Below are 26,876 nucleotides of genomic sequence, written 5' to 3' on the forward strand. Positions count from 1 at the left end.
ATGTGGTTCGATCACCGTCCGTTTCCCGAGTCACATGAACGAGTCGAGTCCCTTCTGCTCTTGCCCGCTTTTCACTTCGTCCCACGAGATGTCCAGTGCTTCGAGGATGCGCTCGATCGGCCCTTGCAGCGTCTTCTCGAGCATTTTATCGTAGTCGACCGCGAACGCCTCGGGGATCTGGTCTTCGTACTCGAAGCAGATGACGTCGGGGTCGCGCTTGAACGCACCGTAAAGAGGGTCGGTGCGGGCGTCGAACCCCTCCTCGGCCTCGAGCCGTTCGAAGAAGGACGGGTCGACGCGGTCGAGGTAGAGCCGTTTTGGCTTGCTCCCGCGCTGGAAGTTGGTCCCAAGCAACAGGTTGGCGTACTTCGCGCCGCGGACCTGGGCCGTATCGGTATCGTAGTTGTCGAGTCGTTTCCCGATCCCGCCGGGAATCGCGATCTCCTCGAGCGAGATCTCGCCGGCCAGTACGTCCTCGATGATGCCGTTGACGTACTCCTTTGCGCCCTCGACGTCGCCCTCGCGGACGATCATCTCGATGACGCGGTGTTGGACCTCCTTGGTGATCGGTGCGATGTCCGAGCGCTGGTACTCGAAGCCGACGATGTCGACGTCGTTGACGTCCTTTCCCTCCTTCCAGGTGATATGGCCCGCATAGCGTTTCTTCTTTCCCGCTTGGAAGAATCGTCGATAGAGCTTCTCGAACTCGATCTGGAACCGGTGTTCCTCGGCGTTCAGGTCCTCCCGCGCGAAGTCGTCGTAGCGACCGTTGATGTACTCCTCGATCTCGAAGGACTGCTCGAGGGCGTCTTCCTTCGAGACGCCGGGGCCGAGCTCGAGCATGACCGAATCGGTATCTCCATACGTAACTTGATACTCGAGTTCGTTTGCGGCCGTGTCCGTGAACTCGATGACCTCGCGGCCGGTAGCCGTGATTGCGGATGCCGCTTCTTTGTCATAGAGGCGGAATTGTTCCCATCCAGACACGCCGTAAAGCGAGTTCATGATAACCTTTACCGCCCCCTGTTGGCGGTCGTACTGCTCGTACGCGGGCGAGCCGGGTTCGTGCTGGTCTCGCAGTTCTTTCTTCTCCTCGCGCTCGGCGAGCAGTTCCGTGATCATCTCGCGGTTGACGCCGTCGGGCTCCTTCCGAAAGTGGGTCCCCGTCGGCGCTTCGTACATCTCCCCTTCGTACTCGTCGGGATCGACCTTCGTCTCCGGCGAGGCGTTGATCGTCGTCATACACATCGGGTACAGCGACTTCAGGTCCAGCACGGTGACGTTCTCCTTGACGCCCGTAATCGGCTCGAACACCGCGCCGCCCTCGTACTCTTCGCCGGCCTCCTGTTGGCCCTTCGAGGGCAGCGCGAAGCGACCGTGGGCCTCGTGGAGGACGTACATGTCGACCGCGTCGCCCGGCGTCGGCGCGTCCTCGAGTTTGCAGCCGACGAACGAGCGCACTTCGTCCCAGAACGGGATGATCTCCTGCTGGCGGTCGAGTTCGACACAGAGCTCGACGTCCCGCAGGTTGTACTCGAGCAGCTGCGTGGGGTCGCCCTCCCAGAGATCGCCGATGTCGCCGGCGTAGCGCTCCTTGCCGACGCCCAATTCTTCCTCGCCGACGGCGTCGAGCCGGTAGGAATCCAGTTCGGAGAAGACCATCCGCTGGTAGCCATAGAGCAAGTCGAAGACGACGCGACCCTTGATGTCCGGGCCGCCCCAGTTGCTGCGCCAGACCTCGTCGACCCGCGAGAGGCGATCGATCGAGAGATCGTACTCGTGGTGGGAGCCTGAAAGCTCCTCGAGTCGGTCGAGGAAGTACGGCGCGTCGAAATCCTCGAAGTTCCAGCCCGTGAGGACATCGGGATCGGTTTCCTCGACGTACTCGATGAAGGCCTCGAGCATGGCCTCCTCCGCCGCGAAGCACCGCACGTCGTGGTCGATCTCGCCCTCGATCGGGTCGTACTCCGTGATCTCGGTCGGAATCTCGCCGTCGCCGATCGGAGCCTCGTAGAGCCACATGATGTACTCGTCGCGGTAGGAGTCGTGGCTGGTGAGACAGAGAATCGGCTCCTCGCCGTCCTCGGGGAAGCCCGAGCGATCGTCGACCTCGATGTCGAAGGTGTTCACGCGCGGAGCGGCGTCGACGTCGACCGCTTCGACCTCGTCGTGGGGAACGACCAGCGAGTCGTCGTCGGCGCGGCGTTCGGGGACCCGAATCCCGCTGCGAACGTCCTTGTCGATCAGAAACCGGTTGGGAAACAGGATGTCGGCCTCGTAGTGGTCGAAGTCGTCGCGGACCTGTCCGACGTCACGGGGTGTCTGACCGAAGATCTTGGTGAGTTTCTCGCCCCGAATACTCTCGTAGGGCTCGCCGTCCTCGTCGTACTCCCGACTGCCAGTCAACCGGTCGTACTGTTCCTCCGGCGGCTGCTCGAGCGTCTCAGTCGGCGCGTAGAAATACGGTTTGAAGCCGACGACCTGTACGTGCTCTAACTCGCCGTCGGGCGTCCGCCCGAAGACGTGCATGATCGGCCGTTCCTCGTCGCCGTAGCCGGCGATCGTGTAGTCGACCTGCATCACGGCGAGTTCGAGGTCGTCCTCGGATTCGGGCAGCGTTTCCTCGACGACGTCGATCACCTCCGCGGCGTCGGACCCGCCGTTACCGGCGACGGCAACCGCCTCTTCGTCCGGCCGGTCGTCGGTCTCCGCGGAGTCGCCGCCGAACTCCGTGAGTCCGGTCTGGCCCGCCTCAGTCATGATACCGAGATTTGCAGTCGGCGGATAAAAACCCCTGCAATCCCCGCCTGCGATACCCGTCGACAGGAGTCCGTCAGCGGAGCTTGCGGAAGCAACAAGACATATAAAGTGGTAACACATAGCATGCACTCAGGTGATCGACGTGTCCACCCATGTGAACGACGACGCGACGGATCGGAGCGAGCCGAGTAGTGAACCCGCGGGGACCGCAACGATCGAATCCTACGAGACCGACGACGGCGTCGTTTTTTATGACGCCCAGAACCCGCTCGCGTGGGTCGAGACCTCTCGAACCCTCACGCTCGCGGACCTGGCCTGAGACGGCACTCGCGAAGCGAACGTTTTTCCCCTCCCTGGGCATCGACCCGCATGTGGTATTCGATCGGACCGAAAACGAGCCCGACGAGTGGGACCCGGAAGCGGACTTCTACGACGAGGAACGCGATGGGCTCACGATCCCACAGGTGTCGACCGAGGACGACGTTCCGGACGACGACCTGCCCGATCTGTCGGACGGGATCGAGCCGCCAACCGTGTCTACCGACGAGACTGACGTCCCCGGCGACATCCTCGAGACGTTTTGGGCGCTGGTGTTGGTCATCAACGCCGCCGTGCTGGCCGTGTCGCTCGGGTCGCTATTGCTGGTGTTCAAGGGCGATCTGTTCCGTGGCGGCCTCCTCGTCGCTGTCGGGGCCGTACTGTTCGGGTTCGCCGGCCGGCGATACAAAACGTTCAAGCGAGACCGCGACGCTAGCACCGCTGACGATCCCGAGGCCGACGACGGAGCTGATATCGACGCGGGAACGGCCGAATCGAAAGCGCCCGACGCAGCCGATCCGATGGCGGGGGACGCTCCCCGCTCACGATCACCGGAGCAAAACGACAGCCCATGAACACAGTCGAGGACGACACCGGTAAACGGTACCTGCTTCTCAAACGATCGGACAGCGCGAGCCTCGTGCGTGACCCCGAAACCGGCAACGAGTGTTACATCCGCAACGATCGTCTCGAGGCCGTCGACGAGGGCTCTCCCCTCGAGATGGCCGCCCGAAGCGTGGGCGACCCGGTGCTGACGCTGGTGACTACCGTCCACGACGAGGAGACGCTGGGACTGCTGCTCGAACTCTCGGAGCGGGGGCCACTCGGCGTTCGAACCCTGCTCGACGCCTACGACTGCTGCGAGAGCGACCTGCATGGCCGGCTGACGGTCCTTTCGGCCGCCGGCCTGCTCGAGGAAACCGAGATCGTCGGCGAGCGTGGGTATCGGGTGACCGAGGACTGCGAGACGGCGCTCGAGACGATCCGGTCGCGCACCGAATCGGGGCCCGAAACGGCGAGGGGCGACTCCTGAAATCGAGCTGGCCGACCGAACCGCCGGCCACGGTCACCATCGTTAGTCGGAGGCGAGTAGTGCACTCTCAGGCGGCTCGCCGCGCTCGAGTCGCGATCGGTTCGATGTCGCGTCCTTCTCGACCCGGACCAGGGAGTCGGCCGCGCCGACGAGTTCCTCGTCATGGCTGACGACGACGATCTGTTCGACGCCCAGGTCCCGCATCGATTCGACCAGCGAGACGAGTTGCGTGACGTGGCCGGAGTCCAGGAAGACCGTCGGCTCGTCGAGGATAAGCGGCGGCATCGGAGCTGTGCCCTCGACACCCTCGGCAAGCAGTCGATAGATGGCACACCGCAGGCTGAGGTTGAACAACGCCCGTTCGCCGCCGGACAGTTGCTCGGGCTCTAAGGCTTCGCCGTCTTTCTGGTAGACGGTCAACCGGTAGTCGCCGTCGAGATCGATCGCCGCGTAGGAGTCGTTCTGATAGACTAGGTCGAACGTTTCGTTCAGCAGTCGCTCTAATGTCTCGACGTTGCGCTGGCGCAGGTCCGTACGCAGTTCACCGTACGTCGTCTGTAACGCCTCGGCCTCCTCGTAGAGGGACTCGAGCCGCTCACACCGCTCCGCGAGGCGCTTGCGGCGCTCGCGGAGCCGTTCGAGTTCCTCGAGTTCGTTTTCGACGGCACCGATCGCGTTTTGAATCTCGTTTCGCTGATCCGCGAGGGCCGCGAGTTTGTCGTCGACCTGCTCGAGATAGGTCTCGGCGTTCGCCTTCTCCTCGCGAGCGGTGTCGACCCGCTCTTCGTTGAACTCCGACTCGAGGTCGGCCTTGCGATCGCGTTTCGTCGAGAGCGTCTCGCGGCGCTCGTCGTTCATTTCCGCCCAGTCCTGTCGCCGTTCGCGAAGCGTTTCTATCTCGCTCTCGAGGCTCGCCCGCTCGTCGGCGATGGTCGAGACTCGCTCGAGGGACTCGAGTGTCTCCGTGATCTCCCCGCGTTCGGCGTTGATCGCGCCGAGTTCGGCCCGCGAATCGGCCACCTCGGCTTCCCGTTCGGCCGCCGTGGATCGCTTTTCCTCGGCGTCGGCTTCGTAGGCCGCGGCGTCGTCTCGGAGCTGCTGGCGCTGGTCGCGCCGGTCCGCGAGGCTCTCGCGTTTCTCGGCGAGCAACTGTTCGATGTTGTCGTGGTTCTCCTCGAGTCGCTCGACCCGCCGTTCGGCCTCCCGGAGCGTCTCGGCGCGGTCGATCCGGTCGTCGAGCGCGTCGTGCTCCGCTTCGAGGTCCTCGCGCTCGGCCTCGAGAGCGGCGAGTTCCTCCCGGCGGTCGTCGAGCACGTCGACGTGGGGCGAGTCCTCGACCGGCTGGCCGCACTCGGGACACTTGCCCTCCTCGAGCAGCCGTTCGCCCTCCTCGATCGCGTTCTCGGCGGTCCGGATGTCGGCGACGACGTCGTTGAGAGCCGCACTCAGTTCCTCGCGGTCGCTCTCGAGAGCCTCGAGGTGGGCCGCCGCCTCGCCGAACGCGACCGGCGCATCGTCGAACGTCGCCCGCGCGGACGCGATCTCCTCGTCGAGGTCCGCGAGTTTCGCCTCGCGGTCCGCGATCGCCTCCGCGTCGGCCTCGATCCGCTCGTCGATGTCGGCGGCCTCCTCGCGAGCGGTTTCGGCCCGCGCTTCGAGGTCGGCGGCCTCCTCGCGAAGTCGCTCGATCTCGTCGGTCCCGGTTTCGATCGCCACCGTCAGTTCCTGTAGCTCATCGCCGAGTTCCTCGTCGCGAGCCTCGAGTTCCGCGATGCGGTCCCGGACCGCGTCCGCGTCGGTATCGTCCTCGAGACCGACGGCATCGAGGAGTTCGGCGCGCTCGGTCGCGAGTTCCGCCCGCCGAGCCCGGACCTCGCCGAGTTCGTCGCTTGCGTCCTCGCGCTTGCGTTCGGTCTCGCTGATCTTCGACCGGAGCGCATCGATCTCCTCCTCGAGGGCCACGATCTCCTCGCGGGTCTCCTCGTGGCGTTCGAGGACCGCCGTGGCCGTCTCGAGCGTCTCCGCGGCCTGCTCGCGCTGTGTCTCGTAATGATCGATCTCCTCGACGACGTCAGTTCGGCGGGACTCGAGACGGTTCAGTTCCTCGTGGAGGTCCTTTGCCTCTTTCTGCTCGACCTGAGCGCGGATGTCCTCGAGGACCTCCTGTTGGCCGTCCAGTACCGTCTTGACGCCGAGGCGGGCTTCGCTGGCGCGCTCCCGGTAGTCCTCGAGCGCGCCGAGTTGGAGCAGGTCGTCGATCATGTCCTGGCGATCGCTCGGCGAGGCGTGGATGAGCTTGTTGACCTCGCCCTGGCGGACGTACGCGCAGTTGACGAACGCCTCGGCGTCCATCCGCAGGAGCTGGGTGACCTCCCGACGCACGTCGCGAGCGCCCTCGATCGTCGCCGTCGGCATCTCGAGCACGCACTTCGTCGTGGCCGCGCGGTCGCCGCGAAGTTTGAGCCGGCGCTCGACGTGGTACTCACGGTCGTCGTGGGTAAACCACAGTTCGACCGCCGCTTCCTCCTCGCCGGTCGTGATGACGTCATCGAGCGTTCGGTCGTCCAGCGCCTTCGAGCCGTAGAGCGCGAAGAAGACGGCCTCGAGCAGCGTCGACTTTCCGCTGCCGTTGACGCCGTGGACGACGGTGACGCCGCGCTCGAGCGTGAGATCGGCGTCGCCGTAGCACTTGAAGTTCAACAGCTGAACGCGGTCAACTCTCATGCGAAATCACCCAGCGAGGCGGTGTCGGTGTCGGCGGTCTCGTCGGGGTCATCGGTGCCTGCAGCCCCGCCGCCGTCGCCAGCGTCGTCAACCGCGTCGGCGCTGTCACTCGCTGCCCCTGCGGCGGGCGCATCGTCGGTCGACTCGGGGGCGGACTCCGCACCGTCGGCGAGGTGGTCGGCAACGGTCGTCACGTCTTCATCGGCCGGCCGGCGCTCCGGTGCGGGCCTGTCTCTTATACACATCTNAGGTCGCGAACCCGCCGCTCGACGGAGTCGCGGACGTTCGAATCGGCGAGATCGCCGCTCCGGACGGTCTCGTCGATCTCGAGGGCGGCGTCGCTGAGGCCCATCTCTCGTATCCGTTCGCGGACCGCATCGTCCGGGTTGGCGAAGCTGACCGACACGTCCTCGTCCTCGTCCTCGTCGGGGAGGTCCCGACGATCGTTCACGCGAGCGACGAGCGCGCCGCGGTCGATGGCGAGTTCTTCGATGGCCGCCGGGGCGATCGGTCGACCCTCGCCGTCGATGGTGACGATGACGACCGCGTCCGCGAGGTCGTGCTGGCGGACCCGTTCCTGAACGCGGTCGATGCCCTCGTCCGCGGCGAGTTCGACATCAACGAAGACGAACTCGCGGGTCGAGGGCAGGCCACGGCGACTGATACCGACCGTCCCATCGTCCGCGAAGTCGACGAGGTTGTAGCCTCGATCCGCGCGCTCGCTGGCGCTTGCACGCTCGGTCGAACCGCAGTAGGTGACCCACGTGTCCAGTACGTCGGCGGTGTCGGGTTTGTGGTTGTCCCCCAGCAGAACGGCGTCGAAATCGACCGTCGACTCGGCGAGGACGGTTTCGGTGTCCCAGTCGGCGTGTGCGAAGGGTTCGAAGAGGCCGTGACTCACTAAACTCGCATGGGCCGCTTCGGCCGGCAGCGCGTCGAAATCGTAGGTGAGATCGTCCCGGCGCGATCGCGGGACGAAGTCGAGTCCGTAGAAGGCGGTGTCGTCGATGACGACCGGCTCGGCCCCGAGCCGTGTCGCTAGGCCGAGGTCCGCGAAGAGATCGAGCCACTGGGCGTCGCGCTTCGATTCGTGGTTGCCGACGACGGCGAGAAAAGGGATGTCGGCATCGGCGAGCGTCCGGAGGATGTCAACAGTTCCTTGAAGGTCGACGAGCCCCGGCCGCCGATCGTGAAAGAGGTCGCCGGCGTGGATCACCGCGTCGACGTCGTCGTCGACTGCGTCTTCGACGACCGAGCGGAAAGCCGCGAGGAAGTCCCGTCGTCGCTCGGGCGAGTTGTACTGCTGGTACCCGATGTGGGTATCGCCCGTATGGATAACCCGCGTCATTGGCCAGTCGTTGGCAAGCCCGTCGTAAATGGGTTCCGTCACCGGAGTGAAAGTAAAAACGATACGTCACACGGAACTGAAGACAGTCGGGACGCGACGACGGGCCCGGTCGCTGTAGAAACCGGACGACGATATCGAGACGACGCGGGGAAAACCCAGTCCGTCGGGTGTGATCGCCAGTTACCGGTAGTGAAGTTGGGCCGATGGCCCGGCCCGTGTGCCTCGAGTAGGACAATCACGAGTGGCGGCCCACCACAACTGCCCCGTCTATGAGGCGGGCAAATCCCAAAGAGGATCGCATAGACCGGAGTACCTGCCGCGAGGTGGGGAAAGTTGCTTCTGGGGGGATCAGCATAGCCGAAATCCCCACCGGAAGAATCCCACCCCTTCAGGGGTGGGAGGAGGTCAAGATCGAACGTCCAGACTGTAGAGCCGCTTGCGAGCGTCGGAAAACGAGAAGCGAGAATCGATAACGTTCTCCTCATCGAGTCGGTTTAACGCATACCGGACCGTCCGGGAAGGCAGCAGCGTCTCGTCGGCGATCTGTTGCTGGGTCATCGTGTCGTTGTACTCGAGGACCTTCGCGACGAGTTTCGCGCTCGGCGGCAGGTCTCGGACGTCGTCCCACGTTCCGCGCTCGGAAGTCTCTTGTCGAAACCGCTCTGAAGCACTCATCCTACTCCCCCGTTTCGAATACAGAGTAATAATATTTGCCATTCGGTTTGATATCCTACGGTTATATTTCGAGGGCGAATGCACCTACCCGAAGTCTCTTATGAACCAGCACCCAAAGGTCGGGTGATGAGCGACACCGTGGACGACGTCGACCTCCCATACGACGAGGACGAGGCGTCCCAACAGGAGAAAATCCAGGCGCTCGAGGAACGGCTGGAGATCCTCGAGGCGCAAAACGAGGAGATGCGTGACAAGCTCCTCGATGCCAACGCCGAGAACAACAAGTACCAGCAGAAACTCGAGCGTCTCACACACGAGAACAAGAAACTCAAACAGTCCCCGCTGTTCGTCGCCACCGTCCAGGAAGTCACGGACGAGGGCGTTATCATCAAACAACACGGGAACAACCAAGAGGCGCTGACGGAAGTCACAGACGAGATGCGCGCGGACATCGAACCCGACGCCCGGGTCGCGGTCAACAACTCGCTGTCGATCGTCAAACCCCTCTCGAACGAGACGGATGTCCGCGCCCGCGTGATGGAGGTCACCGAGAGCCCCGAGGTCAGCTACGAGGACATCGGCGGCCTCGAAGAGCAGATGCAAGAGGTCCGCGAGACCGTCGAGATGCCCCTCGAGAAGCCCGAGATGTTCGACGACGTGGGCATCGACCCACCGAGCGGCGTTCTCCTCTACGGGCCGCCGGGGACGGGCAAGACGATGCTCGCCAAGGCCGTCGCCAACCAGACCGACGCCACCTTCATCAAGATGGCCGGCTCGGAGCTGGTCCATAAGTTCATCGGCGAGGGTGCGAAGCTGGTTCGTGACCTCTTCGACGTCGCCCGCGAACACGAGCCCGCCGTCATCTTCATCGACGAGATCGACGCCATCGCGGCAAAGCGAACGGAATCGAAGACCTCCGGCGACGCCGAGGTCCAGCGGACGATGATGCAACTCCTCTCGGAGATGGACGGCTTCGAGGAGCGCGGCGAAATTCGCATCATCGCTGCCACCAACCGCTTCGACATGCTCGATCGGGCTATTCTCCGTCCCGGCCGGTTCGACCGCCTGATCGAGGTGCCAAAGCCCAACGCCGAGGGTCGCGAGATCATCTTCGAGATCCACACCCGCGGGATGAACGTCTCCGACGATGTCGACTTCGCTGCACTGGCCGAAGAGGCCGACAACGCCTCCGGTGCCGACATCAAGGCCGTCTGTACCGAGGCCGGCATGTTTGCCATCCGCGACGACCGCACCGAAATCCGGATGGAGGACTTCCGCAGCGCCTGGGACAAGGTCGAGGCCGAATCCGACGAGTCCGACGAGGTCTCGAAGACGTTCGCCTGAACTCCTGCCCGAGGTCGACAGCAGTTCTCTTCGTTCGGTTTTCCGCCGCTCGAGCGACGGCGGTGCCGTCGCCGTTCGGTCGCAGTGTGGCCGCTCCGCTGTGTTCTCTTTGGCGGGCTAGCTGCGGCCACAGTATCACACGGCCGGTTCCACTGCTCGGCGCTCTCGACAGGGACCAGACGGACCGACTGGCAGCGAGTTATCCGTCGGAACTCCAGGCGCGTTACAGTGCCGAGAAGACGAGCCACGGAACGACGAACATCAGCAGTGTCAGCAGCCCGAGAATGGTGACGTAGCCGATACCCGTTCCTGCCGCAGTGAGCCACGACGGATGCTCGAATTCGCTGAGATCGACTGCCATGTCAGTTGTAACCGGTGACGAACGCATAAACATACCGGAACGCCGAGTCGAGACTCGCCGTTTCCGTCGCGATGTGTGCCCGACTTCTCGATTCCGCTCGTCACACCCGATACTGCGATCGCCGTCACCACCGACGCCGAGAGCGGTTTCCGGACCGCTTTTACCGAGTGGGCCGCTACGGGCACTCAATGACGAAAATCGTCGTGGTGGACAACCACGGACAGTTCACCCACTTGGAGCGCCGGGCCCTTCGTGACCTCGGCGTTGACACGGAATTGATCGACAACGAGACGCCGCCGGACGCCGTCGACGCCGACGGCGTCGTCCTCTCGGGTGGGCCGGACATGGATCGGATCGGGGAGTCGCCGGCCTATCTCGAGGCGGACGTGCCGGTCCTGGGAATCTGCCTGGGAATGCAATTGATCGCCGCTGAACTCGGCGGCAGCGTCGGGAGCGGCGAGTACGGCGGGTACGCCGACGTGACCGTCGACATCGTCGACGATGACGACCCGCTGACCGGTTCGCTGCACCCCGAAACCCGCGTCTGGGCGAGTCACGCCGACGAGGTCACGGAACTGCCGGCGGGCTTCGAACTAACGGCGAAAAGCGACGTCTGTAACGTCGAAGCGATGAGCGACACCGACCGCGATCTCTACGGCGTCCAGTGGCACCCCGAGGTCGCCCACACCGAGGAGGGCGACGAGATCTTCGAGAACTTCCTGGCGATCTGCAAATCGCGGTAAGCACACGGCCGTGCCGACCCGCGATCGATTCGGGCCACCGTGTCGTTACGACATGACAATTTATTGATCATCAGCGTCTTTACTGCTCGGACGAATGTGAAACGCGATGACAGTCGACACTGTCGGTCGGTTCGAACGCGCACTCGAGGGCCTCGAGGTGGGACTCGAGCGCGTGACGGCCGCCGACGCGAGCGAGCGGATCGGAACGATCGCCGCGGAACCAGCGATCGGCGTCCCCCTCCCCTTCGACGACGTCGACCTCCCGGCGTCGGTGACGACTGATCCGATGGCCGCCGAACTGACGGCCGCCCGGACCGGCATCACTCCGGTCGGATTCGCGATCGCGGAGTACGGCACAGTCGCCGTCGAGTCGACGGCCAACGGCGCGGAACCGATCAGTCTCTACCCGGAGCGACACGTTGCCGTCGTCGCGGAGAGCGATATCGTCCCTGATATAAGCGCCGGCTTCGACCGACTCGCCGACGGGTTCGACGCGGGCCGGGACAGCGTCGTCTTCGCGACCGGTCGGAGCGCGACCGCCGACATGGGCGACCTCGTCCACGGCGTCCACGGTCCCGGCGACGTTCACGTAATCGTTCTGGAGGACCGATAGGATGGCCCAACACACGCGCTCGGAGCAGGCCGACCGGATTCGGCACCTGCTCGAGACCGAGGGACCGGCGATCCACGCCCACGCGAGCGCCTCGAACGCCCGCCGAAAGGAGACCTACGGTGGGACCGACGACCTCGAGGAGCTGCGGACCGAGGCGCGCTCGATCAAGGAAGCCGCTATCGATCGGCTCCCCGAGTTGATCGAGACGGTCCGCGAAGCCGTCGAGGAAAACGGCGGGACCGTCTACATCGCGGACGACGCCGCGGACGCGAACGCGTACGTGACTGACGTTGTCAACCGCGAGGCCACGAACGGTGCCGACGGTGCAGCCGCGTCGCCGTCGGTCGTCAAATCGAAGTCCATGACGACCGAGGAGATCGATCTCAACGACGCGCTCGAGGCCGACGGGATCGACGTTACCGAGACCGATCTGGGTGAGTGGGTCCTCCAACTCGCGGACGAGACGCCTTCCCACATCGTCGGGCCGGCAATGCACATTTCCCGCGAGGAGATCGCCACCCTGTTCAACGAGCGGTTCGATCCCGACGCGCCCTTCGAGACGGCCACGGAGTTGACGCGGTTCGCGCGCGATCACCTCGGCGAGATCATCGATGGAGCCGATGTGGGAGTCACCGGCGCGAACTTCGTCGTCGCCGACAGCGGGACGATCACGCTGGTCACGAACGAGGGTAACGCCCGGAAATGTGCGGTCACGCCCGACACGCACGTCGCGGTCGCGGGCGTCGAGAAACTGCTCCCGACGCTGTCGGACCTCGAGCCGTTCGTCGACATCATCGCCAAGAGCGCGACCGGGCAACCGATCTCCCAGTACGTCACGATGCTGTCCCCGCCGACCGACTCGCCGACGCTGGATTTCGACGCGCCGGACAAGCCGATCACGGCCGGCGAGGGAGCGGCGGCCGACGGGACGGGAGCGGACGGGCCCGGAACCCAGGACCGCGAGTTCCACCTCGTCCTGCTGGACAACGGCCGCATGGACATGCGCGAGGACGATCAGCTTCGGGAAACTCTGTACTGCATCCGCTGTGGAGCCTGCTCGAACTCGTGTGCCAACTTCCAGTCCGTCGGCGGCCACGGCTTCGGCGGCGAGACCTATTCGGGGGGCATCGCAACCGGCTGGGAGGCCGGCGTTCACGGCCAGGAGTCGGCGGCCGAGTTCAACGACCTCTGTACCGGCTGTACGAACTGTGTCGACGCCTGTCCGGTGAAGATCGACATCCCGTGGATCAACACCGTCGTCAGGGATCGGCTCAACCGCAGCGACGACCCCGAGGCGTACGACTTCCTCGTCGACGGCCTCACGCCCGACGCGGAGTCGGGCGGGCTTGACCCCGGCAAACGCTTCTTCGGGAATATCGGCACGGTCGCGAAAGCCGCCAGCGCGACCGCTCCCGTCTCGAACTGGCTCGCCGACGCCGGCCCCGTCCGCGCAGTTCTCGAGCGTACCCTCGGTATCGACCGCCGGCGCGATCTCCCGACCTTCCGCCGAGAGTCGCTCGTCGATTGGTTCGCGGGGCGAGGCGGCGCGGCTGCCTCGAGTCGACGGGCCGCTCGGGCTGACTCACGGAACGGAGCCGACATCGACCGCGAGGCCGTCCTCTACACCGACGTGTACACGAACTACGTCGACATCGACCGCGGGAAGGCCGCCGTCCGGACGCTCGAGGCGCTGGGCGTGCCGGTCCGCGTGCCGAACCTGCCTGAAAGCGGTCGCGCGGCGCTCTCGCAGGGGATGATCGCGACGGCGGACAGACAGGCGAGCCGACTCTACGCCGCGCTGGCCGAGGACCTCGATGCCGGCCGAGACGTGGTCGTCATCGAACCCTCCGATCTGGCGGCCATGCACCGCGAGTACGAGCGCCTGTTACCGGTGGACTCGTACGAGCGGCTTCGGGACGGCAGCTACGAAATCTGCGAGTACGTCTACGGCCTCCTCGAGAACGGGGCCGATCCGACGGCTCTGTCGACCGGCGACGGCGCGGAGCCGGTCGCCTACCACTCCCACTGCCAGCAACGGACGCTCGATCTCGAAGCGCCCACTGCCGCTGTCCTCGAGCGCTGTGGCTACGCCCCCGAACTCTCGAGCGCCGAATGCTGTGGGATGGCCGGCTCGTTCGGCTACAAGCGGGAGTACTACGAACTCAGTATGGATGTCGGCGAGCGGCTGGCCGAAGAGATCGACGACGGTCTCCCCGTCGTCGCGTCGGGAACCTCCTGTGGCGACCAACTCGAGACGCTGCTCGAGCGTGATGTGGCCCATCCGATCGAGTTGCTCGCACCTGGTGGCGCTCGGACGTAGCGGTCGCTCTCCGTCATTTGTCGGGAAAAACGGTGTCCGGACGGACCGGTCAGCTACGCCTCGAACAGGTCGTCGACCGCGTGTCGCGCTGCGAGCGCGGCGTCGTCGGCGATCCGTTCGGGGTTGGCCTCGTCCTCGGGCGCGTTGAGATAGACATCGACCTCGAGGACGCCGTCCTCGAAGACGACAGTCACGTCGTAATCGCGCACGTCGGACTGTTTGTATTGTGAGAAGATGACGCCTTCCGCGGCGTCCGAGGCCGTCTGGACGACGGTCTCGTCCGACGGTTCCTCAGTCGACATTTACGCGCCGCCAGCGCCCGGGCCGCCGGGGCCGGCCGGGCCGCCGCCCATGCCGCCACCGAGCAGGTCCTCGAGCTCCTCCTGGAGGCTCTCGAACTGGTCTTGCACGCGCTCTTCCTGCTTCTCGAGGGTCTCGAGGCGGATTTCGAGGGAATCGACCTTGTCCTCGAGGTCCTCCTCGGCCTGGTCGTAGTCGGTCTCGACGAGGAGTTCGCCGACGTTCCGGTACATCGTCGTTCCCTCGTCGATGTTCTCGAGTTCGTCGAGGGCGTTCTGTGCCTCGGTGAGGCCCGATTCGGCTTCCTGTTTCTGGACGGCGACTTCCTGGGCCGTCTCCTGAAGGTCCTGTAGCTGCTCGATTTTCTCTTGTGCTTCCGGCGGCAGGTTTCCTTGCATATCTCGACCGTCGCCCTCCGGACTGATAAAGCCAAGCTTTGTCTTCCGTCCGGAGGATCGGATCCCTAGCCACGTCCGTCCGTCGCGACCGCTTCGTCGCCGGTCGTCGGCGTCGCCGCGCCGTCGGTTCGGATCACGAGATAGCCGCCGAGGAAGAGCACGCCCCAGAGCAGGAAGCCCGCGTCCCAAAGGAGGATCGACCCCGGGCCGGCGGGCCAGACGTGGTGAATGCCGAGCAGGTGGTGGTTCACCAGTCTTCGACGAGGTTGAAAACGCCCCAGCCCATGATCACTGCGCCCAGTAGCGTCCGCCCGGAGTTCGGCACCGGATGAAAGCGCCACGCTTGCGAGAGTAACACGACGCCGATGACGGTAAACACGTACGTCGCGAGGTGAAAGAGGCCTCGGCTCACGTTGAGTTCGAGATCGGTCGCTCGGCTCGAGCAGCGTGGCTACTGGGCCGTGAGAACGGCCTCGCCGGCGTCAGCGGCCCGTTCGGCGACGTCGACTAGCGAGAACCAGGTGTTCAGCGCCGCTCGGAGCGCGACCACGTCCTCGGCGTCGATGTCGATCCGAACGCACGAGCCGTCCCGCTCGAGGATCGTCCGTGAGCGCTCGTCGTCGATCTCGCCGATCTCGCGGGCGACGCTCGTGGCGACGAGTTCGGCACGCGACGGCGTCTCGTAGTCGAACTCGAGTGTCGCGTCGTGAGAAGACACGGCAGTTACTGGACGTCGACTTCCTTGACGTCGCGGCTGCGTTCTTTCAGGAGCACGCGGTGGCCGCAGTAGGGACAGCGGACGCCGCCGTACTCGTCGAGTTGCACGTCGCGTTTACAGCGGGAGCATTTGTAACTCATACTGAGTCTCGGGACGCGTTAGTCGTCGTCCTCTGCGAGGGCAGCGCGGATGGAGCGCTGGACGGTACGGCCGGCGGGGGTCTCAGGGCGGTACGCGCCGCCGGTGAAGACTTCGCCGGTTTCCTCGTTCTTCCAGATGCCGGTGCCGACGCGGGTGACGTCGTCGCCGTCGACCTCGGCGTTTTCCATGTCATCTTCGATCTCGCTGACGCGACGGCGGGCGACGCGGCCGTAGCGGGCACCGAAGCGGCCAGCGCTACCGACCTGTCCTTTCTTGGCCATAGTGGTCCACACTATCGCCAGCGGATTCTTAAACCTGTTGAGTCGCGACGCCCCTCCGGTCGGAATCGCTCCGCGGACCGGTCAGTCGACGGTCCCCGATCAGGAGTCACCGAGTCGCTCGGCGACCGGCCACGCGAGCAGTTCCAGAAAGACGAGCGCGAGCGCGGCGAGGTAGCCCGCGATCGCGAGCGGTGCAGTGTGTAGGCCCGTGCCGACGCTTGGGGCCGCAAGCAGCGTCCGAACCGCGAGGCCGCTTACCGCCAACAGCGGGATCAGGGTCAGGACGGCGTCCGGTCGCTCGAGCATGGCTAATTAGATCTAATTACGGACGGGGGATTAAAGCTCACACAACCAGCAGCACCTGACACTGCCATCGACGCGACACACTAGTTGCTGTGGAACGCTCCCGACGGCACGACTGACAGCGGCGGTTGGCAATCCGAACCAATGGCCGAGCGGGACGCTACTGAAATTCGGCGTCGGCGAGCACGTCGTTGAGGTCGTCGCGGATGCGCTCGCCCATCTCCCGGTCGCGAGCCGTCGTCACGACTCGGTTCTCCTGGACGCTCGAGCCGTTGCGCAACAGCATGCGAACGTTGCCGCCGTCGTCGGCGCGAGTCACTTTGGCGCGCATTCCTGATTGGGACCCCTTCCCGCCGGCGTCGATAGGGCCGGGGATCACCTTCTTCACGTGGGGGTGGTCCGCGACGGTGTGAATGGCCTGCATCCCAGTACGGCCGCCGATGAGCGTCGAGTGACTGCCGCTGATCTTCTCGGCCGGCGGCGTCTCGACGACGTCGAGCGCGCGGTTGCCGCGGCGCTCGAGGACCGCCCGGACGGGATCGTCGTCGTCGACACGATAGAAGGGATGATGAACGTCAGCACGGACGGCGCGAATCACCGCACGGACGCCGCCCGCGTAGACCTCCTCGGGACGCTTCCGGCGGATCTCGTCGCCGATCAGCCCCGCGAAGTTGCGGAGTTCGATGGGTTCGTTCTCGCCGTCTTCGGGCGTCGTCGTGATCGTCGTCTCGCCGAGTACCTGTTCGTCGGCGTCGATGTCGTCGCCCCTCGCCGTCGGTTCGTCGGGGTCGCCGGCGAGCATCGTGATCGTCGCCCTGTCGCGTGCCGCATCGAGGACGACCGCCTCGGTGTTGGCCTCCCGACAGACCAGACAGAAGTCACCGGGTTTCTCGAGCGGCGATGCGCAGTGGCGACACTCCATAGGCGAACTTGTCGGGACGGATGTAAAACAGGTCTGTTTCCGACCGGATCGAACGCCGGCCCCGGAGAGTGCGACTCGGATCGACACCCAGTCCGGACTATCCGCTTCCGCGGACGGTCGTCTCGTCGCGGCCGGTCTGTCCGGCCGCGTCGACGACGGTCGCGACGAGCCGGTACGCCGCGCGTCGCTCGCGCCCCTTCGCTCGCAGCCGTCCGGTCACCGTATCGCGCTCGCCGTCGAGGGCCGCCGTCACCGTCCGGATGGGAGTCCCGGTATCGGGGTCCCGGAGTTCGAACGCGGCCCGCTCGAGATCGCCGTTCCCATCGGTCGCCTCGATGGAGACCCGGTAGCTGTCCGGCGGGTTCGTCGCCGTGACAGCGGTGATCGACACGCTCGGCTCGGTGCCGGTTGCCTCGTCACCGCCATCTGACCCTCCGCCAGGACTGGCCGTCCCGTTGCCGCGATCCAGCACACGAATGTCGTACCGGACTTCGCGGTGTGCGCGCTCGCCGATGCGAAGCGTCGGCTCGACATCTCGCGTCCGGTCTACGGTCGACGGGGCCTCGTAGACGAACGTCGCCCGTCCCGCCGCGTCAGTCACGGGATCGACGGCCCGAACAGTCCCGTCGCCACCGACGCTCCCGGTCACGGAAACGCCACTGACGGGGTTGTCGAACCGGTCGCGGGCCTCGACGACGAGCCGCTGGCGGCCGCTCTCGGGGACAGTCGTCGCGTTGCCCTCGAGATCGGTGAGATACGCCGCCGTCTCCTCGTTCGCACCGCTGCCGAGGGCGACAGCCCCGAGCCGAAGTTCGTAGGTGGCCCCGCGCTCGAGCGTGAGTGTCAGTCGGCCACAGGGGTCCGGCGGCGCTCGCTGACAGTCGAAACGTGTCACGTACCGGTCGTTGTCGGGATCGCCGTCCGGATCGCGTTCGTCCGCGAGGAGGGCGGCCCACTCGTCCTCGGTGAGCCGCGTCGGGACCGTCAGCGTGACCGGTTCGCCGTCGTCGCGGACCGTCACCGTCCGCACCGGCGCGCTGGTCGGCTCGAGGTCGATCGCGACACCGGTGGCCTCTGAAACGGAGCGGTCACCCGCCAGCGCGACGAGATCGAGCCGACGGGCGTCGACGAGATCCTGCTCGCCCCTCGTGACCGCCGTCTCGTCGAAGCGGTCGTAGACGATCCACGGCTCGGCCACCGTCACCGGCGCGTCGTCGTACTCGTTGTAGTTGGGCACGTACTCGAGCGACCGCGTCTCGAACGTCCGCGGGGTTCCGTTCCAGTAGTCGCCGGTCTCGCCCGCCGCGGCCGCGTTGGCGATTTCGACGCTGGCGGGGGCCGTCGTGCGAACCGTCCCGGCGGCGGGCGGCGGGTTGACGAAGAACAGGCGGGGCGGGTAGCGCAGGCCGGCCTCGATGGCGACCGTCTCGCCGTTCCCGGTCGCGGCCACTCGATCGACGGCCCCGTCGACAGCCCCCACCTCAGTCCGGACCCGCTCGTTGTGCTGAAACTCGAGGCCCTCGTTGACCGCGGGAATCGCGGTCGTCTGGAGGATCGCCAGCAAAGCGAGGAGCAGTGCAAACATGAGTATCGCGCCGATGACCGGCGAGACCGCCCGCTCGGAGCCGCGGAACGCTCCGGTTCCGCCGAGCCGGGCCGTCGGCTGCGTCTCGGTTCCGCTCCGGCCGTAGGGATGAGGTTCGACCATGGTTATACCAGGAAGAAGAAGGCGACGACCGTGAGAGCGACCAGTCCCAGTCCGTACTTGAGGCCACTGAGGATGTCGTTCTCGGCCAGTTTCCCGGCGATCAGCCCGCTGCCGAAGCCCTGAATGAGCGCCGAGTGGAGGAACAGCAGCTCGTAGGTGTCGACGGGAATCGCGCCCAGCGAGATCGGCCCGCCGGCGGCCGCTGGATCGGTCTCGGCCGCCACCTCGGCGATCGGGGTGAGATAGCTCGCGCTGACCATAACGATAACCAGCAGATAGACGAGGAAGCCGATCACGACGATCGCGACGTACGAGCCGACTTCGCGCCGTCGCTCGCGGGCGAGTTTCGCCTGTGCCCGAGTGTTCGTCGCCGCGATCTCGAGCAGGCCGTGGAGATCGCCGCTCGAGCGGCTCCCCTCCGCGACGAGGGTCATCGTCCGGGTCAGTTGAGGCACGTTCAGCCGGTCGGCGAAGCCGAGGAGAGCGCGCGTTAGGTCGTGGTTCCAGGCCACGTCGTTGCGGACGCGGCGAAGTTCCGCGGCGAGGGTCCCGCTGGCCCAGCGCGTGACCAGATCGAAGGCGTCGACGATGTCGACGCCCATCCGGTTCGCGCTGGCGAGGATGCTCAGCACGTCCGGGAATCGCTCGGTGATGACGGTCGTCCGGCGGCGCTCGCGCTCGTGGAGGACCGTCAGCGGCGCGGTCGCCGTCACCAACGGGACGACGGCGAGCCCGACGGTCGTCCGGAGCGGGGCAGCGAGGAACGCGGCGGCGGTCGGTTCGACGAGTCCAGTCCGGATAGCGAGCCCGGCGACGGCGAGGGCGGCCGGCACCGTCACCCCGAGCGAGCGGACGGGGCAGTCGGTGATCGCCCGCAACGGATCGGAGAGGAACGCACGGATACCGGTCTCCCGTTTCGACCGCTGATAGGCCGCAAAGCGAGGATCGTCGACCACCTGCTCGAGTTCGACCGTTCGCTCCGTCGCGACGGCGAGGCTGGCGGTCGGCTCCTGGTACGGACGCGAAAGCACATCGACGAGGAGCAGGAACCCGCCCATCGAGAGCGGGAAGACGACGTAGACGAGCCCGGCGATCAGGCCGACGGTCTCCGTGCCGAGGAATCCCATCACCATCAAAACGACGATCAGGAACAGCGGTGCAGCGACGAACGCGACGACGAACACCTCGCTGAGCATGCCGAGCGTCTCGGTGAACGACGACTGCTCCTCGAGCGCGTCTTCGAGGGCCGCCTCGGATTCCGCCTCGAGGAACGTCTCGAGATCGCCGCCGGAGTCGAGGACGCCGAGCAGGTCGTCGAGGAACCGCCGAAAGTCGTCGCTCGGGGTCAGCATCCGGACGTTGTCCAGCGCCTGCAACAGGTCGTTGCCGAACAGGTCGATCTCGCGGACGACGAGGTCGAACTCGTTTGCGACCTCGCCATAGACTGCCTCGCTGTTCCCGAGTCGGCGACACACCTCGATGACGTTCATCCCGCCGCTGGAGAGCGCGTACATGAACGTGATGGCGTACGGGAGGTTGAGCGCGATGCTGCGCCGCCGGGCCGCCACCGCGCTGCGCGGGTAGTAGTAGTTCCGCCCAATCCAGACGGCACCGCCGGCAGCGAGCGAGCAAAGCAGGGGGACGAATAGTGCGGCCACGACCAGCGGGTTCGTCAGGAACGCGTCCCGTGCCCGGCCGGACAGACCGAACAGCGGTTCGAGCACGCTGGCTAGCGTCCCTGTACGCACCAGCGCGAGGAGGCCGACGGTCGCGAGGCATCCCGCGGCGACCGCGGCGATCCCCGCACGTCTGGCGCTGTCGGTCAGGTACGTATCGTAGGTGTCCCGAATCCGGGCCTGCTTGAGCAGGCGCTGGAGCCCACGATAGCGCTCCGGTCGCGCTTTGAAGAACGCTCGCGTCCGGCCGTACGCCTCCCGGAACTCGCGTTGCTCGTCGGCACCGAGGTGGCGCTCCTCGGCGAACGGCTGGCTGAGCGCTTCCTCGGGTTCCGGCTCGGCGTCGGCCACCGCCGTCCGTCGCTCGTCGGCCGCCGGCGATCCGCTCGAGGTCCCTGAATCGTCACCGAACGCGTCCTCGAGGACGGCCTCGGCCGTCGCCTCGTCGAGCGCCGGCTCGCGGAACGCCGGCTCGTCGAGGTGGCGGTCGGCGTCGTCGCCGGATCGATCACGGTCGGTCACGGGTCAGTCGTCGGCCTCCGTCACCGCGATCCGGTCAGGGTCGAGGTCGCCGGCACGGACCTCCTCGAGAACGTAGTCCGGATCGCGAATGAAGCCCTGGATGACGCGGGCGACGCTCTCGTAGTCGGTGATGCCCGCCTCGAGCAGGTACTCGAGGACCGCTTCGCGGTGGTCCAGTTCCCGTTCGATGCGGCCGGGCGTCCAGCCCCGTTCGTCGGCGATGGCACCGAGCACTCTCGAGCCCGTGGTCTGCTCGAACCCGTCCGAGCGGGGATCGTACCGGAACACTTCGTGTGGCTCGAGGTCATCGTCCGCGTCGTCCGCGCCGAATTCGACGAGCCGCCTGTTGCGCCGAACGCGTTTGCCGTTCTGGGTCGTCTGTTGCTGGATCGAGACGATATCGAGGTTACCGATCATCTCGGACGGGACGTTCAGCGGCTCGTTCCCCAGCCGGCTCAACAGCCCGCGAACGGAATCGGCGTGGAACGTGGTGTACGCCGTGTGCCCAGTAGCGATCGACTGGAAGAAGGTGAGCGCCACGTCGCTTTCGGTGCGGATCTCGCCGACGACGAGGTACTCCGGTCGCTGGCGCAGCGCCGCTTGCAGGAGGTCGAACATCCCGACGGAGCCGCGCCCGCCGGCGGTGACGCCCGTGCGCGTGACGCTTTGGATCCAGTTGTCGTGGGGCAGCGTCAACTCCGGCGTATCCTCGATGGAGACGACCTTGCTTTCGGGCGGTACGAACATCGAAATCGCGTTGAGGCTGGTCGTCTTCCCCGACCCGGTGCCGCCGGCGACCATCAGCGAGGCGTTGTTCTCGACGGCCAGCCAGAGGTAGGCCATCTGCGCGATGCTGAACGTGCCCCAGTTGACGAGGTCGACCGGCGTGAACGGTACCTCGGCGAACTTCCGGACGGTGAAGTTGGCTCCACCGGTCGTCACCTCACCCCCGAGTGTGAGTTGAACGCGCGACCCGTCGGGGAGCGAGGCGTCGATCAGGGGGTCGGCCACCGAGAGGTGTTTGCCGGCGCGTTGGGCGAGTCGCACGACGTACGCGCTCAGGCGCTCGTCGCTGAAAGCGAGGTTCGTCCGCAGGTCGCGGTAGCCGTGGTGGTAGACGAAGACGGGTTTCGCCGCTCCGTCACAGGAGATATCCTCGACCGCCCGGTCGCGCATGATCGGGTCGATCTTCCCGTAGCTCACGAAGTCCCGGCGGAGGTAGTAGCGGAGTTGCTGAAGGGAGCCGTCGCCGACGGTCGGGGCGTGTTCACGCATCACCCGCGGGACTTCCTCGTCGAAGGTCGCCGCCCGGTCGATCTCGCCGTCGAACTCCTTGTACAGCAGATCGCTGCGCAGCGACCGGATGAGGTCCTCGCGAACGTACTCCTCGAACTCGTCTAAGTCGGGTTCGACGACGTGATACCGGTTGGTGTTGGTCGACTCGTCGTACAGGATCGTCACGTATGCGTACGGCCGGTTGACCCAGTAGCGGTCGACCTCTTCGTAGTCGTCGAGATAGCCGAAATCGAAGAACTCCGCCTCGATGAAGGCGTCGGACGGGCGACCGGGGAACGCGTCGTCAGGCCGGTCGTCGAACGTCGCCTTCACGTCCGCGAGGACGGCGTCCCTGATCGCTCGCGTCGACTTCGAGTCCGTCGGAGCAATCGCCGACATCGGCTCCGGATCGGCGTCGTCGCTCCCCGTCGTCCCGTCGCCCGTCGGGGCGACGACCGACTCGGCCTCGGTCCCGAGACTCGAGGCCGGGCCGACGCCGCTCGGCGGCTGCGAGGGGATTTCACCCCGGTTGTCGTCAGTTTCGTCCGGTGGGTTCCCGTCCGCCATCGATCGATTGACTGCCCCTTGTGAGCCGACTCCCTAAATTGTGCTGGCTCGTGACCTGACAACGAACCTGCGTGTCGGCCGTCACAGAATTCGGTCGAAGACGGTCCGGACCGGCTCCGTATCGATGACGTCGTAGGGGACCCGAAGCGGGGAGATCGAGACCGCCTCTTCGAGGACGGCGTGGCGGTCGGTGTCTTCGCCGTCGGGAATGTCGCGGTTGGCCATCTGCTGCCAGAGGCGGTTCGTCAGCTGGAACCGGCCGTCCTCGAAGGCGGCGTCCATCTCGTAGACCTCGGTCGGGCGCGTGATCGCAACGCCGTCGGGTTCGGCCCTCGGACCGGGGACGTTGACGTTCAGGTAGTCGACCCGATCGAACAGACCGGTCCCGGGTGCACCGGCCACGAGGGCGGCGGTGATCTCGCCCGCCCGCTCGAAGTCCGCGGGCTCGAGGGCGTCGTCGTGACCGAGCGTGTCCATCGAGACGGCGATCGACGGGGTGCCGAGGAAGGCCGCCTCCATAGCGGCGCTGACGGTCCCTGATCGGGAGAAGACGTACGTGCCGAGGTTTGCGCCGTCGTTACAGCCCGAGACGACGATATCGGGGGCCGGCTCGAGCCCCTTCGCGCCGACGATAGCGCAGTCACAAGGGGTGCCGTCGACTGCGTAGCCCAGGTCGTGATCGGTGTGAGGAACCGGCGAGGTAAAGGAGTCGGCCTCGAGGTCCAGCGAGAGGTCCCCGCCGTCCGAGGCGTTCGTCCGCCCGTAGGACAGCGACCGGCCGACGGCGCTCCGGTTCCGGTCCGGCGCGACGACGGTCACCTCGCCGACCGCCGAGAGCGCGTCGTGCAGCGCCCGAAGGCCGGGCGCGTCGATCCCGTCGTCGTTCGTCAGGAGGATGTGCGGGTCCGAGTCCAGTTCCATTGGCTGGTCGGTCGATTGGGGGCGAGCTACGTAGCTGTTCGGTTCAGCGAAGTCGATCCCTGTGGAACCCCGTCGCGGTCGCATCCGACGACACGGGCCGGCTGATGGACGACGTCGTCGCGGACCCGTTCGGGACGTTCCGCTACGGCATCGCGTCGTTGCTCGGAATCGGTCTGCTGCTATCTGCTTTTTCTCGGTATGATCGTCGTGGCGATTCCGCTGTTCCCGCTGGCATCGCTTGTCCGGGAAATCGGCGGCGCGATCGCTGCCACCGGCGTCGTGGCATCTTCGCGATCTGTGTCGGTGCCGCCGGCTTCGGCGCGGTGCATCGGGGCGCTCTCGGCTGCACCCCACGCTCGAGTGACAGTCGAGCGGGCCGACGGCCTTCGAGTCAGGACAGCCGCGAAGCGACCCGGTCGATCACGGGACTGTGCGAGATGCCCATCGCCCGGTAGACAGCGATTTGGAGGAACACGGTCAGTGACACCCAGACGGTAAGCAGCAGGAAGGCCCACGGCGACGGCAGGCCGTGACGCCGTATCCACGCCGCGGCGAGAAGCCCGATCCCGACCGCCAGCAGCGAGCCGAAAAGCTGGAGTCGGACGAGCAGCGGGTCACCGGATCGCTGCGCGTCCGTGTAGAGCCGCCGCTCTGCGAATCCCACCAGGCCCTGAACGAGGAGCAGCCCGGACAAGAGGGTGGCACCTAGCTCGAGCATCGTCACCACGGCAAGTAGCGCCGAAGTCGATCGACCACCGACCGCTTGCGGCGGACCCGCAGCGTCGTTCCGTCGGCGTCGAAGGCGGCTTCGGTCGCGGGGATGTGCGTGCCGTCGGGCAGTTCGAAGTGCTGCTCGCCGGCGGGGACCGTGCCGCCGCTGCCCGCGCCGAACAGCGTCTTCGAGCGACCCGTCGGCTCCGGAACGGGCTCGCTGTACTCGATGACGTACACCGTGCGCCCGTCTTCCGTCGTCTTCTCCCAGTCGACGATCTCGCGGTGCTCGTTCGTCCCGATCACGCGCGGACTCCACCTCGGTTCGATTCCTGCTCGGGTGCGAGGACCATATTCCCAGCCTACTCGTGACACGGTGCTAAAGGCTTCGCCGCCGGGCGTCGACCGGTGACGGTCGCCTCGAGCGTTCGAGTCCCGCTCGAGTGCCGTCTCAGCCGAGGTCGATCGGATCGACCTTCAGGTACTCCCGGGAGACGACGGTCGCGTACGACCCCTTCGGCAGCGCGAACGTCAGCGTCAGCGGGTCGGGGTCGAGCGAGAGGGCAGTCCGCAGGAGGATCGCCCGCCGGGTGCCGGTCGAGCCGAACTCCCCGGGCAGGTCGAAGTCCGCCGGCTCGAGGCCGAGGTCCGCGAGGACGGCGCGCTCGATCTCGCCCTGCTCGCCGTCGGCGAGTTCGGTTTCGGTGCCGACCAGCGGCGCGGTGACGAACGCCCGGCCGCGCTCGCAGTGGCGGGTCACCGAGTCGACCCGGCGCTCGTCGACCCGCTGGAGTCGGTCGGTATCGGGGAGCGCGAGCCCGTCGGGTGCGTCGGTATCCGAAAAGCAGACCACATCCCCCTCGACGGGCCGGTCGAAGGGCAAGCCGCGCTCGAGGCGCTCGGAGAGCATCAGGTTGAACGCGTACGACTGGGCCGCGTGGACGAACAGCCGCTGGAGGTTCGAGGGCACCCGCTCGAGGGCCGCTCTGAACTCCTCGGGGCCGGGTTCGCCGTCGCACTCGGCGAGCGCGTGGAGCATCGAGCGCTCGTAGCGCAGGCGGTGTGGCACGCGTTCGAGGGCTTCTTGCCAGTCTCTGGTCTCCTCGATGAAGGCTCTCGCCTCCTGGGTCCCCGCCGGTTCCGCATCGGTCGGCTCCCCGAGGTAGGCCAGTACTGCCCCCTCCCAGTCGTCGCGGGCGATCGCGAGCCCGACCGTGTGCGTGACCGGCCGCCGACTACCAAAGCGCTGCTGGCCGAAGAAGTTGGGGACGCCGATCGATGTCTCGGTCCCGCTCGAAGCAGCCGCGCTGCCGCCGCGCCGCTGTGAGTCGCCGAGCCCGCCGAACTCGCATAGGGCGTCGGTGATCGCCGCGGCGTTGTCCGGCCGTTCGGGACCGGTGACGACGAGTTCGAACTCGTTGCCCGCCAGATCGCCGAACTCGAGGTTTCGGCCGGCCCGCCCCAGGACCTCGATCTCGACGCCGTCGATTTCGGGCAGTTCGTCGGGGTCGGCACCGTAGACCGAGAACAACTGCGTCGTCACGGCGTACTTGTCCTTCGTGCCGGCCCAGTTGACTCGCTCGCGGGAGATCCCCAGCGCGTCCGAGAGCCGCGCGGCGAAATCGTTGGTGTCCCAGCCCCGTAGCGTCGCTCGAAAGACGAGGTGCGGGTAGGCAGCCGTCGGCGCGTCGACGGGCTCGGTATCGAAGCGCTCGAGTTCGCGCACCCGGAAATCGGCGTCGTCCTCGCGGAGACGGCCGCCGACGCCGTCCGCGTCGCTGACGTAGTACTCCATGCCGACAGCCTGCTCCGTGGGGTGTCCCGAGCGCATACTGGTTGCCGTCGATTGGAGCGGCGCGCGTAAATCGGTTCGTTCTCGCGGCGAGCGGCGCGGCTCCACTGCGATCGACCGTCGCGACGGTCAGTCCGTCTGCGGGATCGATCGCGCACCCAGCGCGAACGCGAGGACGGCAAGGGCGGCGAGAATGCCGAGGTTCGCGAGCGCGGGATCGACGCCCGCGACGGTTTCCGTGTCCGCCCCCGCGTAGGTCACCGCCCGCACGCCCCGCGCGAAGTACGTCAGCGGCGAGAGGTTCACCAGCGGGCCGAACCAGCCGGGGAGGAGTTCGGGCGAGACGAAGGTCTCCGAGAGGAACAGGAGGGGCTGTCTCTTATACACATCTCTGATGGCGCG

25 protein-coding genes and 3 pseudogenes are annotated in these 26,876 nt (G+C 66.3%); 7 read left to right on the forward strand and 21 right to left on the reverse strand.

Annotated elements, in window-relative coordinates:
• Positions 1-30 precede the first annotated feature (30 nt).
• Positions 31-2,760 carry a DNA-directed DNA polymerase gene (locus tag C486_RS17595; RefSeq protein WP_008458584.1) on the reverse strand — a complete coding sequence of 910 codons (2,730 nt, stop codon included), beginning with the start codon at positions 2,758-2,760 and terminating at the stop codon, positions 31-33.
• 133 nt (positions 2,761-2,893) lie between these two features.
• Between C486_RS17595 and C486_RS17600 the strand changes: the two genes are divergently transcribed.
• From C486_RS17600 to C486_RS17610, 3 genes are read left to right on the forward strand one after another with little or no spacing between them, the layout of a single operon-like run.
• The gene (locus C486_RS17600) at positions 2,894-3,079 is read left to right on the forward strand and encodes a DUF7331 family protein (protein WP_083866056.1); all 186 of its coding nucleotides are present in this window, start codon (positions 2,894-2,896) and stop codon (positions 3,077-3,079) included.
• Between the two features lie 52 nt (positions 3,080-3,131).
• A complete protein-coding gene (locus C486_RS17605) occupies positions 3,132-3,653 on the forward strand; it encodes a DUF7322 domain-containing protein (protein WP_008458590.1) in 522 nt (173 codons plus the stop codon).
• The gene (locus C486_RS17610) at positions 3,650-4,111 is read left to right on the forward strand and encodes a DUF7346 family protein (protein ID WP_008458592.1); all 462 of its coding nucleotides are present in this window, start codon (positions 3,650-3,652) and stop codon (positions 4,109-4,111) included. Before C486_RS17605 ends, C486_RS17610 begins: the two co-directional genes overlap by 4 nt.
• Before the next feature lie 42 nt (positions 4,112-4,153).
• On the opposite strand, the gene rad50 is transcribed toward C486_RS17610, so the two are convergent.
• The 3 genes and pseudogenes from rad50 to C486_RS17630 all read right to left on the reverse strand — a co-directional run bounded on the left by rad50 (position 4,154) and on the right by C486_RS17630 (position 8,858).
• Complete coding sequence (gene rad50 / locus C486_RS17615; RefSeq protein ID WP_008458593.1) at positions 4,154-6,835, reverse strand: DNA double-strand break repair ATPase Rad50; 2,682 nt, start codon at positions 6,833-6,835, stop codon at positions 4,154-4,156.
• Positions 6,832-8,183: pseudogene (gene mre11, locus C486_RS17625) on the reverse strand (DNA double-strand break repair protein Mre11). Before mre11 ends, rad50 begins: the two are co-directional and overlap by 4 nt.
• Before the next feature lie 405 nt (positions 8,184-8,588).
• On the reverse strand, positions 8,589-8,858 hold the full coding sequence (locus C486_RS17630) for a MarR family transcriptional regulator (RefSeq protein WP_008458597.1): 270 nt from the start codon (positions 8,856-8,858) through the stop codon (positions 8,589-8,591).
• Positions 8,859-8,984: 126 nt separating this feature from the next.
• On the opposite strand from C486_RS17630, the gene pan1 reads away from it, so the two are divergent.
• On the forward strand, positions 8,985-10,202 hold the full coding sequence (pan1, locus tag C486_RS17635; protein WP_008458598.1) for a proteasome-activating nucleotidase Pan1: 1,218 nt from the start codon (positions 8,985-8,987) through the stop codon (positions 10,200-10,202).
• A 223-nt stretch (positions 10,203-10,425) separates the two neighbouring features.
• On the opposite strand, the gene C486_RS21830 is transcribed toward pan1, so the two are convergent.
• Positions 10,426-10,563 carry a hypothetical protein gene (locus C486_RS21830; protein ID WP_008458600.1) on the reverse strand — a complete coding sequence of 46 codons (138 nt, stop codon included), beginning with the start codon at positions 10,561-10,563 and terminating at the stop codon, positions 10,426-10,428.
• A 188-nt stretch (positions 10,564-10,751) separates the two neighbouring features.
• On the opposite strand from C486_RS21830, the gene C486_RS17640 reads away from it, so the two are divergent.
• From C486_RS17640 to C486_RS17650, 3 genes are all read left to right on the forward strand, one after another.
• Positions 10,752-11,306, forward strand: coding sequence for a GMP synthase subunit A (locus C486_RS17640; RefSeq protein WP_008458603.1), 555 nt, complete (start codon positions 10,752-10,754; stop codon positions 11,304-11,306).
• Positions 11,307-11,412: 106 nt separating this feature from the next.
• Positions 11,413-11,919, forward strand: coding sequence for an LUD domain-containing protein (locus tag C486_RS17645; RefSeq protein WP_008458605.1), 507 nt, complete (start codon positions 11,413-11,415; stop codon positions 11,917-11,919).
• Position 11,920: 1 nt separating this feature from the next.
• Entirely contained in the window at positions 11,921-14,239 is a 2,319-nt protein-coding gene (locus C486_RS17650) for an LUD domain-containing protein (protein ID WP_008458607.1), read from the forward strand.
• 53 nt (positions 14,240-14,292) lie between these two features.
• On the opposite strand, the gene C486_RS17655 is transcribed toward C486_RS17650, so the two are convergent.
• The 16 genes and pseudogenes from C486_RS17655 to C486_RS17730 form a co-directional block, all read right to left on the reverse strand.
• Entirely contained in the window at positions 14,293-14,541 is a 249-nt protein-coding gene (locus C486_RS17655) for a DUF3194 domain-containing protein (protein ID WP_008458609.1), read from the reverse strand.
• Positions 14,542-14,937, reverse strand: coding sequence for a prefoldin subunit beta (locus C486_RS17660; protein ID WP_006185273.1), 396 nt, complete (start codon positions 14,935-14,937; stop codon positions 14,542-14,544).
• A 65-nt stretch (positions 14,938-15,002) separates the two neighbouring features.
• A pseudogene (locus tag C486_RS22695) lies at positions 15,003-15,379 on the reverse strand (DUF2243 domain-containing protein); the annotation flags it as partial.
• 9 nt (positions 15,380-15,388) lie between these two features.
• Positions 15,389-15,655 carry a KEOPS complex subunit Pcc1 gene (locus tag C486_RS17670; RefSeq protein WP_008458617.1) on the reverse strand — a complete coding sequence of 89 codons (267 nt, stop codon included), beginning with the start codon at positions 15,653-15,655 and terminating at the stop codon, positions 15,389-15,391.
• A gap of 5 nt (positions 15,656-15,660) precedes the next feature.
• Complete coding sequence (locus tag C486_RS17675; protein ID WP_006181151.1) at positions 15,661-15,795, reverse strand: DNA-directed RNA polymerase subunit P; 135 nt, start codon at positions 15,793-15,795, stop codon at positions 15,661-15,663.
• A gap of 18 nt (positions 15,796-15,813) precedes the next feature.
• Entirely contained in the window at positions 15,814-16,077 is a 264-nt protein-coding gene (locus tag C486_RS17680; RefSeq protein ID WP_006185277.1) for a hypothetical protein, read from the reverse strand.
• 99 nt (positions 16,078-16,176) lie between these two features.
• Positions 16,177-16,383 carry a hypothetical protein gene (locus C486_RS17685; protein WP_008458620.1) on the reverse strand — a complete coding sequence of 69 codons (207 nt, stop codon included), beginning with the start codon at positions 16,381-16,383 and terminating at the stop codon, positions 16,177-16,179.
• A 157-nt stretch (positions 16,384-16,540) separates the two neighbouring features.
• Positions 16,541-17,302: a DUF2103 domain-containing protein gene (locus tag C486_RS17690; RefSeq protein WP_008458621.1), complete on the reverse strand. Its 762-nt coding sequence runs from the start codon at positions 17,300-17,302 to the stop codon at positions 16,541-16,543.
• A gap of 97 nt (positions 17,303-17,399) precedes the next feature.
• Positions 17,400-19,010 (reverse strand): Ig-like domain-containing protein, encoded by a 1,611-nt coding sequence (locus tag C486_RS17695; protein WP_008458623.1) that lies wholly within the window; start codon positions 19,008-19,010, stop codon positions 17,400-17,402.
• A 2-nt stretch (positions 19,011-19,012) separates the two neighbouring features.
• Positions 19,013-21,208: a type II secretion system F family protein gene (locus C486_RS17700; RefSeq protein WP_008458625.1), complete on the reverse strand. Its 2,196-nt coding sequence runs from the start codon at positions 21,206-21,208 to the stop codon at positions 19,013-19,015.
• A 3-nt stretch (positions 21,209-21,211) separates the two neighbouring features.
• On the reverse strand, positions 21,212-23,050 hold the full coding sequence (locus C486_RS17705) for a type II/IV secretion system ATPase subunit (protein ID WP_008458627.1): 1,839 nt from the start codon (positions 23,048-23,050) through the stop codon (positions 21,212-21,214).
• Between the two features lie 81 nt (positions 23,051-23,131).
• On the reverse strand, positions 23,132-23,971 hold the full coding sequence (surE, locus tag C486_RS17710; RefSeq protein ID WP_008458629.1) for a 5'/3'-nucleotidase SurE: 840 nt from the start codon (positions 23,969-23,971) through the stop codon (positions 23,132-23,134).
• 391 nt (positions 23,972-24,362) lie between these two features.
• Positions 24,363-24,689: a hypothetical protein gene (locus C486_RS17715; RefSeq protein ID WP_241432542.1), complete on the reverse strand. Its 327-nt coding sequence runs from the start codon at positions 24,687-24,689 to the stop codon at positions 24,363-24,365.
• Positions 24,690-24,691: 2 nt separating this feature from the next.
• A complete protein-coding gene (locus tag C486_RS17720) occupies positions 24,692-24,988 on the reverse strand; it encodes a hypothetical protein (protein WP_008458633.1) in 297 nt (98 codons plus the stop codon).
• A gap of 145 nt (positions 24,989-25,133) precedes the next feature.
• The gene (truD, locus tag C486_RS17725; protein ID WP_008458635.1) at positions 25,134-26,513 is read right to left on the reverse strand and encodes a tRNA pseudouridine(13) synthase TruD; all 1,380 of its coding nucleotides are present in this window, start codon (positions 26,511-26,513) and stop codon (positions 25,134-25,136) included.
• A 90-nt stretch (positions 26,514-26,603) separates the two neighbouring features.
• Positions 26,604-26,876, reverse strand: a pseudogene (locus tag C486_RS17730) (hypothetical protein); the annotation flags it as partial.

Origin of the sequence: Natrinema gari JCM 14663 (genome assembly GCF_000337175.1) — an archaeon.
In the GTDB taxonomy this organism is placed as follows: domain Archaea; phylum Halobacteriota; class Halobacteria; order Halobacteriales; family Natrialbaceae; genus Natrinema; species Natrinema gari.